Annotated in this window: 8 protein-coding genes; 7 read left to right on the forward strand and 1 reads right to left on the reverse strand. The window is 76.0% G+C overall.

The genetic code is table 11. The annotated features are described in order from the left end of the window. The 4 genes from ACFUEL_RS25510 to ACFUEL_RS25525 all read left to right on the forward strand — a co-directional run. Nucleotides 1–1,661, forward strand: a 1,661-nt coding sequence (locus ACFUEL_RS25510) for an AMP-binding protein (RefSeq protein ID WP_380239088.1), incomplete at its 5' end; no start/stop codon positions are given. Nucleotides 1,662–1,905: 244 nt separating this feature from the next. Then, nucleotides 1,906–4,431 (forward strand): SpoIIE family protein phosphatase, encoded by a 2,526-nt coding sequence (locus ACFUEL_RS25515; protein ID WP_380239089.1) that lies wholly within the window; start codon nucleotides 1,906–1,908, stop codon nucleotides 4,429–4,431. A gap of 85 nt (nucleotides 4,432–4,516) precedes the next feature. Then, nucleotides 4,517–5,092, forward strand: coding sequence for a hypothetical protein (locus ACFUEL_RS25520; protein WP_380239090.1), 576 nt, complete (start codon nucleotides 4,517–4,519; stop codon nucleotides 5,090–5,092). Between the two features lie 96 nt (nucleotides 5,093–5,188). Next, a complete protein-coding gene (locus tag ACFUEL_RS25525; protein WP_380239091.1) occupies nucleotides 5,189–6,595 on the forward strand; it encodes an MFS transporter in 1,407 nt (468 codons plus the stop codon). A 321-nt stretch (nucleotides 6,596–6,916) separates the two neighbouring features. Here ACFUEL_RS25525 and ACFUEL_RS25530 read toward each other — a convergent pair whose 3' ends face one another. Further along, nucleotides 6,917–8,578, reverse strand: coding sequence for an FAD-dependent oxidoreductase (locus ACFUEL_RS25530; protein ID WP_380239092.1), 1,662 nt, complete (start codon nucleotides 8,576–8,578; stop codon nucleotides 6,917–6,919). Nucleotides 8,579–8,816: 238 nt separating this feature from the next. Here ACFUEL_RS25530 and ACFUEL_RS25535 point away from each other — a divergent pair, with 238 nt between their 5' ends. The 3 genes from ACFUEL_RS25535 to ACFUEL_RS25545 form a co-directional block, all read left to right on the forward strand. Continuing rightward, on the forward strand, nucleotides 8,817–9,950 hold the full coding sequence (locus ACFUEL_RS25535) for a SchA/CurD-like domain-containing protein (protein ID WP_380239093.1): 1,134 nt from the start codon (nucleotides 8,817–8,819) through the stop codon (nucleotides 9,948–9,950). A 43-nt stretch (nucleotides 9,951–9,993) separates the two neighbouring features. Continuing rightward, nucleotides 9,994–10,422 carry a cupin domain-containing protein gene (locus ACFUEL_RS25540; protein WP_380239094.1) on the forward strand — a complete coding sequence of 143 codons (429 nt, stop codon included), beginning with the start codon at nucleotides 9,994–9,996 and terminating at the stop codon, nucleotides 10,420–10,422. Further along, nucleotides 10,419–10,912 (forward strand): beta-ketoacyl synthase N-terminal-like domain-containing protein (locus tag ACFUEL_RS25545; protein WP_380239095.1); only part of this gene is annotated, 494 nt, incomplete at its 3' end. The genes ACFUEL_RS25540 and ACFUEL_RS25545, both read left to right, overlap by 4 nt.

A 10,912-nucleotide genomic window follows, 5' to 3' on the forward strand; every position in this document is an offset into this window, starting at 1 on the left:
GCCCGGAGGCCCGCATGGTGTTCCACCGCGACCTGGTGTTCCACAGCGACCACCCGCCCGTCGCCCCGCTCGACCGGCCGCTCCACGAGGCCGTCCTGGGCGGCTGCGCGACCGGCGAGCACGCCGAACGCCCGGCCCTGGTCGACGGCTCGACCGGCCGCGGCGTCAGCTACCGGGAGCTGGACGCGGCCACCCGCCGCCTGGCCGCGGGCCTCGCCGAGGCCGGGGTGGCCAAGGGGGACGTGGTGGTGCTGCACAGCCCGAACTCGCTCGCCTACCCGCTGGCCCTCTACGGCGCCACCCGCGCGGGGGCGGTCGTGGCCCCGGTCGACCCGCTCGTCGGCGCGGCCGAGCTCACCCGCCGGCTGCGCGACTGCGGCGCCCGCTGGATCGTCACCACCGCCGAACTGCTGCCGGTCGCCCGCCGGGCCGCCGCCGGGCACCCGGTCGCCGGGATCTTCCGCTGCGACGGGCCGGACCGGCCGGACGGCCCGGGGGACGCCGGGGCCCACCGCTCGCTCGCCGAGCTGGCCGCCGGCTCCGCCCCCGAGCCCGAACCGCGGTTCGACCCGGCTACTGACCTGGCGGTGCTGCCGTACACCGGCGGGACGACCGGCCCGTCCAAGGGCGTGATGCTGACCCACCGGGCGGTGTCCAGCAACCTGCTCCAGGCCGACGCCCTGCTCGGCCCGCGCCCCGGCGAACGCGTCCTGGCGGTGCTGCCGTTCAGCCACGCCCACGGCCTGACCGCCCTGCTCAACCGCCCGCTGCGGGCCCGCTCCACCGTCGTCGTGCTGCCCCGCTTCGACCTGGAGCAGTTCCTCGCCGCGATCCAGCGCCACCGCGTCGAGACGGTGCACGTGACCCCGCCGATCGTCCTCGCGCTGGCCAAGCACCCGCTGGTCGACCGCTTCGACCTGTCCTCGGTCCGCCACGTGCTGAGCACCGGCGCGCCGCTGGACCCGGCCCTGGCCGCCGCCGCGGCCCGCCGCCTCGGCCTGCCGCACCTGCTCCGGAGCTACGGCGCGACCGAGCTCTCCGCGCTCACCCACCTCGTCCCGCCCGGCGAACCGAACCCGCCGGCCGGCACCGTCGGCCGCCTCGTCCCCGGCACCGAACTGCGGGTCCGCTCCCTCGACGGGCCGCCCCGCGACCTGGGCCCCGGCGAGGACGGCGAACTGCTGTTCCGCGGCCCGCAGGTGATGCAGGGCTACCTCGGCCGACCGGCCGGGGCCGCCGCCACCGTCGACGCGGACGGCTGGCTGCACACCGGCGACGTCGGCCGCGTCGACGCCGACGGCTGGCTGTTCGTGGTCGACCGGGTCGGCGAGCTGATCGGGCGCGGCGGCCCCCGGATCGCCCCGGCCGCGCTGGAGGCCGTGCTGCGCACCCACCCGAGCATCGCCGACGCCGCCGTGGTCGGCGTCACCGGCCCGCACGGCGCCGAGCACCCGAAGGCGTACGTGGTGCCCGCGTTCGGCTGCGAACTGGCCGAGCAGGAGGTCGTCGAGTACGTGGCCCGCCGGGTCGCCCCGCACGAGGAACTGCGCGGGGTGGAGTTCCTGGAGGCCGTCCCGAGGTCGGCCGGCGGTACGGTCCTCCGCCGCGAACTGCGGGCCCGCGACACGGAGCGCAGCCACGCCGCCGGCGGCCGCGGATAGACGACGCCGCATAGGTATCGGCCCCGGCCGCTGGACGCCGCCCCCGGCCGCTGGACGCCGCCCCCGGCCGCTGGCCGCCGCCCCCGGCCGCTGGACGCCGCCCCCGCCGGGTGGGACCGCGCCGGGGCGCCCCGCGACCGGCAGTTGAAGGTCACACTCTTGCCCGAACCGGTCCGAATCGAGCAGACTCGCATCTCCGGTCCGACCGCCCGCCCGACCACCAGTCGCCAGCGCCCGGCGGGCCGTGCAGTCTGGTGGAAGCCGGAACGACCGGCGGAACCGGGGAAGGTACCGGGCAGGTGGCCAACTGAGCACGCACGGGTTCGAACGCAAGCCCGACCGCGACGCGGCGGGCGCCCCTGCCGCGCGCCTGGCCGGGCACCGCCTGGTCCCGCTGGCCACCGCGCTGGTGCAGGACGACGGCCGGATCCTGCACTGGAGCCAGGAGGCCGAGGCGCTCACCGGCTGGCCCGCCGAACAGGCCATCGGCGCCCACCCGATCCGGCTGCTGCTGCCCGAGCAGGACCGGGCCGCCGCCGAGAAGCTGTTCGACCGCCTGGTCGCGGGCCGCGGCTGGTCCGGCACCCACCCCGTGCGCCGCCGCGACGGCTCCACCGTCGAGCTGGAGTTCCACACCTACCCGGTGGCCGGCCCCGACGGCCGCACCATGCTGCTGGCCACCGCCTCCGACGCCGGGGCGCTGCACGAGGTCGAGTCCGACCTGGCGGTGCTGGACGGCTTCTTCGACCAGTCCCCGATCGGCCTCGCCGTCTACGACACCGAGTTGCGCTTCGTCCGGCTGAACGAGGCGCTCGCCCGGATCAACGGCCTCAGCGCCGAGGAGCACCTCGGCCGCCGGATCTCCGCCGTGCTGCCCGGCATCAACGCCACCGAGATCGAGAACGTGATGCGGCAGGTGATCGCCACCGGCAAACCGGTGGTCGACGCCCGCTCGTACGGCCGCGTCCCCGGTGATCCGCGCCGCGACCGGGCCTGGTCGGCGTCCTACTTCCGGCTGGAGGACTCCACCGGCAAGGTGCTCGGCGTCTCCTCCTCCATCATCGACGTCACCGAGCGCTTCCACGCCGAGGCCCGCGCCTCCCGCGCCCAGGAGCGGCTGACCCTGCTCGCCTCGGCCGGCGCCCGGATCGGCACCACCCTCGACCTCAGGCGCACCGCCGAGGAGATGGTCGAGGCGATCGTCCCCAAGTTCGCCGACTTCGCCACCGTCGACCTGCTGGAACCGGTGCTGCGCGGCGAGGAGCCCGCCCCGATCCAGCCCGAGCGGGCCATCCAGGTCCGCGCCGTCGCGGTCGGCGAGGCGTACGGCTCCGGGCTGACCGGCGCCGCCGACGCCGTCGGCGGCACCACCGAGTACGGCCCGCACCGGGTCTACACCCAGTGCCTGCGCAGCGGCCGCCCGCTGCTCAAGCCGCACGTGGACGAGGAGGTGCTGCGCGGCCTGGTCCCCGACCCCGAACGGGTCGCCCCCGGCATGGCCGCCGGCATCCACTCCTACCTGCTGGTGCCGCTGATCGCCCGCGGCATGGTGCTCGGCGGCGCCGAGTTCGTCCGCACCCGCAACCCCGAGCCGTTCGGCGCCGCCGACGTCTCGCTCGCCGAGGAGCTCGTCGCCCGCACCGCGCTGGCCATCGACAACGCCCGGCTCTACCGGCGCGAACGGGAGACCGCCCTCACCCTGCAGCGCAGCCTGCTGCCGCAGGAGATCCACCGCACCCTGGGCCTGGAGATCGCCCACCGCTACCTGCCCTCCAGCGTGGTCAGCGAGGTCGGCGGCGACTGGTTCGACGTCGTCCCGCTGTCCTGCGGACGCGTCGCCCTGGTGGTCGGCGACGTGATGGGCCACGGCATCCGGGCCGCCGCCACGATGGGCCAGCTGCGCACCGTCGCCCGCACCCTGGCCACCCTCGACCTGCCGCCCGAACAGGTCCTCGGCCGGCTCGACGAGACCGCCTCGGCGATCGGCGAGGGCCAGTTCGCGACCTGCGTGTGCGCCGTCTACGACCCCGTCGACCGCAGCGTGGTGGTCTGCTCGGCCGGCCACCTGCCGCCCGTCCGGGTCGACCCCGACGGCACCGCGCACGTCGTCGACCTGCCGCCCGGCGTCCCGCTCGGCATCGGCGGCGGCGCCTTCGAGTCGATCGAGTTCACGCTGCCCCCCGGCGCCACCTTCGCGCTCTACACCGACGGCCTGGTCGAGCGCCGCGGCCGCGACCTGGACGAGGGCATCGACCTGCTCGCCCGCACCCTCGCCGCCCCCGGCCGCACCCTGGAGGAGAGCTGCGACGCCGCGCTCTCCGCCCTGGTCACCGACGGCACCGAGGACGACATCGCCATGATCATGGCCCGCGTGCTGCCCGTCCCCGCCGACCGGATCGCCACCCTGCTGCTGCCCAGCGAGGGCCCGCTACCCGCCCGCGCCCGCCGCTTCACCCGCGCCACGCTGGACGCCTGGGGCCTGTCCGGCCTCACCGACTACGCCGAACTCGTGGTCAGCGAACTCGTCACCAACGCCCTGCTGCACGCCGACGCCCCGCGCCGCCTGCGGATCTTCCGCGACCGCACCCTGACCCTGGAAGTCTCCGACGCCGGCGGCCAGCCGCCCCGGCTGCGCAGCTCCGCCGAGGAGGACGAGGGCGGCCGCGGCATCCACCTGATCAGCGAGCTCGCGCACCGCTGGGGCAGCCGCCCCACCAAGCACGGCAAGGTGGTCTGGGCGGAGATCGAACTCCCGTACCGCGCGGGCTGACACCCGCCCGGGCGCGACCGCTCGCCCGGCCCGCCGCGCTGACGGAGAGTCGGAGCAACCACGCCGTCGACCGAAAGGCCCCGCCGTGCACCTCCGTCCCCTCGCCGCCGCCGGTCTGCTCGCCCTCGCCGCCGGAGCGGCCGCCCTCGCCGCCCCGGCCCCCGCGCCCGGCGACGACCCGGCCCCCGCGCCGTCGCCCAGCACGTCCCCCGCGCCGACCGGCACCGGACAGCCGCCGGAGAGCCCGTCCCCGTCCTCCGCGCCCCCGTCCTCCGCGCCCCCGTCCGCGCCGCAGGTGCCGCCGACCGCCGTCACGATCACCGGGGCCGTCATCGACCCCAGGATCCCCGGCCGGGCCAGGGTCGCCCTCGCCTACACCTGCGCGCCCACCGACCAGCCCCGCTCGCTGAACACCTCGGTCGAGCAGAGCGACCCCGAGGACCCGGCCACCACCGCCTTCGGCTCCACCCGCACCTCCCCGGCCCTGGTCGTCTGCGACGGCACCCCGCAGGTCCAGACCGTCACCGTCCAGTCCAAGACCAGCAACTGGCTCCCCGGCCCCGACGCCGTCGTCGTCACCACCCTCACCGACCTCGGCGCCACCCCGCCGGCCGTCGCCGACGCCCGCCGGATCCCGCTCGACCTGCCGCCCGCCCCCTGACCCGCCGTCAGCCGACCGGCCCCCGCCCCCGGCGCGCCGCCCGCCCGCCGCCCCCGGCGCCTCCGAGACTGGACGCCGGACGGAAGGGAACCCCGCATGGCCACCCAGCCCACCACCGCCGACACCCCCGCCCCCGAGGAGGCGCGCCGCTGGCGGGCCCTCGCGGTGTGCCTGGTCGCCGGGTTCATGACCCTGCTCGACGTGTCGATCGTCAACGTCGCCCTGCCGTCGGTGCGCGACGGACTGCACATGTCCGAAGCCGGGCTCCAATGGGTGCTGTCCGGCTACTCACTGGCCTTCGGGCTCGTCCTGGTCCCGGCCGGACGGCTCGGCGACGCGGTCGGCCGCCGCCCGGTCCTGCTCACCGGCCTCGCCCTGTTCACCGCCACCAGCGCGCTGGCCGGCGCCGCCCAGGGCGAGACCTGGCTGGTCGTCGCCCGGCTGCTCCAGGGCATGTCCGGCGGACTGCTCGTCCCGCAGGTCTCCGGCTTCATCCAACAGCTGTTCCGCGGCGCCGAACGGGCCCGCGCCTTCGGCCTGCTCGGCACCACCATCGGCTTCTCCACCGCCGTCGGCCCACTGCTCGGCGGCCTGCTGATCGCCGCGTTCGGCACCGCCGAGGGCTGGCGCTGGGTGTTCTACGTCAACCTCCCGATCGGCATCGCCGCCCTCCCCTTCGCCCACCGGCTGCTGCCCGCACCCACCCCCGCCACCTGCGCCCGCCGCGACTTCGACCCCGTCGGCGTGCTGCTGCTCGGCACCGGCACCGTCCTGCTGCTGCTCCCGCTGGTCCAGGCCCAGTGGCACGACGTCCGCAAGTGGCTGCTGCTGGCCTGCTCCGCGCTCGTCCTGGGCGCCTTCGCGTGGTGGGAGCGCCGCTACGCCCGGCGGCGCGAACCGCTGATCCACCCCGAGCTGTTCCGCACCCGCTCCTTCACCGGCGGCGCGCTGGTCTCGCTGCTCTACTTCGCGGGCTTCACCGCGGTCTTCTTCGTCTTCACCCTCTACCTGCAGTCCGGCCGCCACTACAGCGCCCTCCAGGCGGGCCTGGCGATCACCCCCTTCGCGCTCGCCTCCGCGGTCTCCTCGACCGTCGGCGGACGCCTGGTCACCCGCCGGGGCCGCCGGCTGATCGCCGTCGGCCTCACCACCGTCGCCGTCGGCCTGGCCCTCGCCGCCCTCGCCGTCCACCTCTTCGACGGCCCCGAGGTCGGCTGGGCCACCGCCCTCCCGCTCCTGCTGGCCGGCCTCGGCAGCGGCCTGGTCGTCTCCCCGAACCAGGCCCTCACCCTGAACGACGTCCCCGTCGCCCGAGCGGGCTCCGCCGGCGGCGTCCTGCAGACCGCCCAGCGGATCGGCTCCGCCGCCGGCATCGCCACCGTCGGAGCCACCTTCTTCTCCCACCTGCACACCCCCGCCGACTACCCCGTCGCCTTCCAGCTCAGCCTCGCGGTGGTCCTCGCCTTCGTCCTGCTCGCCCTCCTGGCCGCCACGCGCCACTGAACAGCTCCGCAGGACCGAGAACGGCGGGACGCACCATCAGGGGCTCGGGCAAGAACGGCGAGTAGCGAGAAACCAGGGGCCCGGGGAACCCTTCGGCAGACGAGCATGCACAATCAGGGGCCCGGGGAACGGCGGGTCCGTGCTGCTGATGGCCGGAGCCCATCGAAGTGTCCGTGCTGCTGCGTGCCGTAAACAGAACCCGAAGCCGATGCGCCCAACGGCAGTGAACCGCCAGCAGACTGGGCCTCGCCGTTCCCCGAGCCCCTGATTTCGCTCTCGCCGTTCCCCGAGCCCCTGATTTCGCTCTCGCCGTTCCCCGAGCTACAGCCCCGCGACCCCGCGCACCGCGACCCGCAGGGCCGCCACCGGGGCGCCGACCGGGCTGCTCGCGCGCCAGCCGACGAACCCGTCCGGACGGACCAGCACCGCGCCGCCCTCGCGCAGCCCGTAGACCGCGGGCCAGCCGCTCGGCGCACTGCCCCGGGGCCCGGCGGCGGGCGTCTCGGGGAGGGGCTCGGGGACGAGGTCGCCGCCCTCGCCGACCAGCAGGCACCTGATCGGCACGCCCGTCTCCCCGGTCACCGTCCGGGCCGCTTCCGGCCACCGCCCGCCGCCCGCGGCGGGCGCCAGCAGCACCGGCTCGCGTTCGAACAGGTCGAGGGTGGAGATGCGCGCCCCGTCGCGGTCACGCAGCCACAGGTGCGGGGCCCGGGTGCCGACCTCCCCGGTCGCGGCGAAGCGCTCCGGGACGACCCCGGCGGTGGCGTCCGCGCCGACCAGCGCGCCCTCGGGGTAGCGGTAGCCGAGCGCCACCGCGAGCACGTTGGTGCGCGGCCCGCCGACCGGCGCCGCGTCGAAGCCGGGGTGCTGGTGCTCGACCGAGCGGGCCGCGGCCCGGGCCGCGGTCTGCACGGCGACGGGCCGCCGTTCCGTCTCGTACGACTCCAGCAGGCGCGGCCCGCCCCAGCCGGCCAGTACCGCGGCGAGCTTCCAGGCCAGGTTGTGCGCGTCCTGGATGCCGGTGTTGGAGCCGAACGCCCCGGTGGGCGGCATCTCGTGGGCGGAGTCGCCGCACAGCAGGACCCGCCCGGCCGCGTACCGGTCGGCGACGCGCTCGGCGGCGTGCCAGGGGGCGCGGCCGGTGATCTCCACGTCCAGGTCGGGGACGCCGGCCGCGGCCCGGATGTGGGCCGTGCAGCGGGCGTCGGTGAAGTCCTCGACCTGCTCGCCGCGCTCGGGGTGCCAGGGCAGGTGGAAGACCCACTCCTCGCGGTTGTCGACGGGCAGCAGCGCGCCCGCGCCGGCCGGGTCGGTCAGGTAGCAGGCGATGAAGCGCCGGTCGCCGACCACCTCGGCGAGCCGCTTGGCGCGGAAGGTGACCGAGACGTTGTGGAACAGGTCGCCGCGCCCGGACTGCCCGATGCCCAGCCGCTGCCGGACGGGGCTGCGCGGCCCGTCCGCGGCGACCAGGTAGTCGGCCCGGACGGCGCGCTCCTCGCCGGTGGCGCGGTCGAGCAGCAGCGCGTCCACCCCGCCGGCGTCCTGCTCGAAGGAGACCAGCTCGGTGTTGAAGCGCAGGTCGCCGCGGGTGGCGGCGTGCCGCAGCAGCACCGGTTCGAGGTCGTTCTGGCTGCACAGGCACCACCCGGACGGGCTGAACCTGGCCAGGCCGCCGCCCGGGTCGATCTCCCGGAACAGCCACTCCTGCTCGCCGCCGGAGAGCCGCTCGGCCTGCAGGATGCCGTGGTTGTCGGCCAGCACCGACGCGGCGGCCCGGACGTCCTCCTCCACCCCGGCGACCCGGAACAGCTCCATGGTGCGGAGGTTGTTGCCGCGGCCGCGCGGGTGCCGGGAGGTCTCGGCGTGCCGCTCCACCAACAGGTGCGGGACGCCGAGCCGGCCGAGGAAGAGCGAGGCCGACAGCCCCACCAGCGATCCGCCCGCGATCAGGACCGGAACCCGGTCCGCCATCTGTGTGTTCATCGACTCTGCTCCATCCGTGCAGGGCGCTGGGCGCGCCAGACGGGACATCCATCCCCCGTCGCTGACGGCCACTCAGGGTGCTTCGCCCGGATGGCCCCGAAGTCTCGCGCGCTCCCCGCTCCCGACCTGACGATCGAGGGCGAACCGTTGCCCCGCCCGGCCGCCCGGAGTCCGATCCCGGAGCCGGACGGGGGCCCTTCGGGAACGAACCGCGAACCGACGACAGGATTCCGCCGCCATGACCCTGCTCTCCGCCCCCGAGGAGACCACCACCGCGAGCCGGCCCACCCCGGGCCGGCTCCGCGTCGTCCTGATGCTGGACGTCCACGACGGCGCCCAGGACCGCTTCCTGGAGGCGTACGAACTGCTGCGCTACCAGGTCTCGGCCGTCCCCGGGCACATCAGCGACCAGCTCTGCCAGTCCATCGACGACCCGTCCCGCTGGCTGATCACCAGCGAGTGGGAGAGCGCCGAACCGTTCCTGGCCTGGGTCGACAGCCCCGCCCACCGCGAGATGGTCAAGCCGATGCACGGCTGCGTCAGCGACACCCGCTCGCTGCGCTACAGCGTGCTGCGCGAGACCCGCGGCACCGCGGCCACCGACACCACCGCCCCGCCGCTGCGCCCCGGCGAGCACCACCCCGGCGTGCCCGGGGCCGTCCGCCCCGGCCCGGACGGCGTGGTCCGGCACGCGCTGAGCTTCACCGTCAAGCCCGGCGCCGAGGCCAGGGCCGCCGAACTGCTGGCCGGCTACCGCTCCCCGGACGCCCGGGTCGACGACACCACCCGCCTGCTGCGCACCTCGCTGTTCATGCGCGGCAACCGGGTGATGCGCTGCGTCGAGGTGGCCGGCGACCTGACCGCCGCGCTGCGGCACGTCGCCCGGCAGCCCGGGGTGCGGGCCGTCGAGGAGGCGCTCAACCCGTACCTGGAGGAGGACCGCGACCTGGACGACCCGCTGTCCGCCCGCGACTTCTTCCAGCGCGCCGCCCTGCCCGCCGTCCACCACCACGCCGGGCTGAAGACCGGCCCGGTGCAGCGGCACGCCTACCTGTACCCCGTCCGGCCCGGCGCCGGCGCGGCCCTCGCCGAGCTGCTCGCCGAGGAGGACGAGCAGGCCGCCGCCGACCCCGGCAGCCCGTTGGTGCGCGCCACCGTCTACCGGCACGACGACCTGGTGCTGCGGCTGGTCGACCTGCTCGGCGACCCCGCCGACGACCCGGCCACCGCCCTCGGCCTGGCCGGCCCGCGCGCCGCCGCCGTCCTCGGCAAGCTCGCCGAACCGGCCGAGCGCACCCACGACGGCCTGCGCCGCCTGCTCGCCGAGTGCGCCACCACCCCCGTCACCGACCGCACCTCGGCCGAGGACTGACCACCCCCCACCCAGTACGCCCCGCCACGAGAGGAAGTCCACCGTGACCACCGAGATGCCACGTATCGTCCACGTCGACGACGCGCCCCCCAACCGCAAGCGCGGCGGCGACCTGCGGGCCATGCTCACCCCGCCGGCGGTCGGCGCGACCAGCGGATTCATGGGAGTGGCGATCGTCGAACCGGGGGAGCGGATCGGCGAGCACTACCACCCGTACTCCGAGGAGTTCGTGTTCGTGATCTCCGGCGAGCTGGAGGTCGACCTCGACGGGGTCACCCAGCGGCTGTGGCCCGACCAGGGAATGATGATCCCGATCGGGATGCGGCACCGCTTCCGCAACGTCGGCTCCACCGAGGCCCGGATGGTCTTCCACCTCGGCCCGCTCGCCCCGCGCCCCGAACTCGGTCACGTCGACACCGAGGAGGAAGCCACCGAAGCGGGACCGCCGGAACCGGCCGGGGCGGCCTCGTGACGCGCCGGGTCGCGGTGACCGGGATCGGCGTGGTCGCCCCCGGCGGCATCGGCGTCCCCCGGTTCTGGTCACTGCTCACCGAGGGCCGCACCGCCACCCGCGGCATCACCCTGTTCGACCCGGAGGGCTTCCGCTCCCGGATCGCCGCCGAGTGCGACTTCGACCCCGCCGTGCACGGCCTGACCCCCGAACAGGTCGACCGCAACGACCGGTACGTGCAGTTCGCGCTGGTCGCCGCCGCCGAGGCGGTCGCCGACGCCGGCCTCGACCCCGACCGCGAGGACCCCTGGCGGGTCGGCGTCTCGCTCGGCACCGCCGTCGGCGGCACCACCCGGCTGGAACGCGACTACGTGCTGGTCAGCGGCCGCGGCGAACACTGGGACGTCGACCACCGGCCCGCGCAGCCGCACCTGGAGCGGGCGTTCTCCCCCTCCACCCTGGCCTCCGCGGTCGCCGAGCGCTTCGGCGCCCGCGGCCCCCGGCAGACCGT

This window comes from Kitasatospora sp. NPDC057198 (genome assembly GCF_042670125.1).
GTDB lineage: Bacteria > Actinomycetota > Actinomycetes > Streptomycetales > Streptomycetaceae > Kitasatospora.

What these genes read in the sequence shown, in the direction of transcription:
- ACFUEL_RS25530 (WP_380239092.1), bottom strand. Translation starts at nt 8,578, where the DNA reads ATGAACACACAGATGGCGGACCGGGTTCCGGTCCTGATCGCGGGCGGA.
- ACFUEL_RS25535 (WP_380239093.1), top strand. Translation starts at nt 8,817, where the DNA reads ATGACCCTGCTCTCCGCCCCCGAGGAGACCACCACCGCGAGCCGGCCC.
- ACFUEL_RS25525 (WP_380239091.1), top strand. Translation starts at nt 5,189, where the DNA reads ATGGCCACCCAGCCCACCACCGCCGACACCCCCGCCCCCGAGGAGGCG.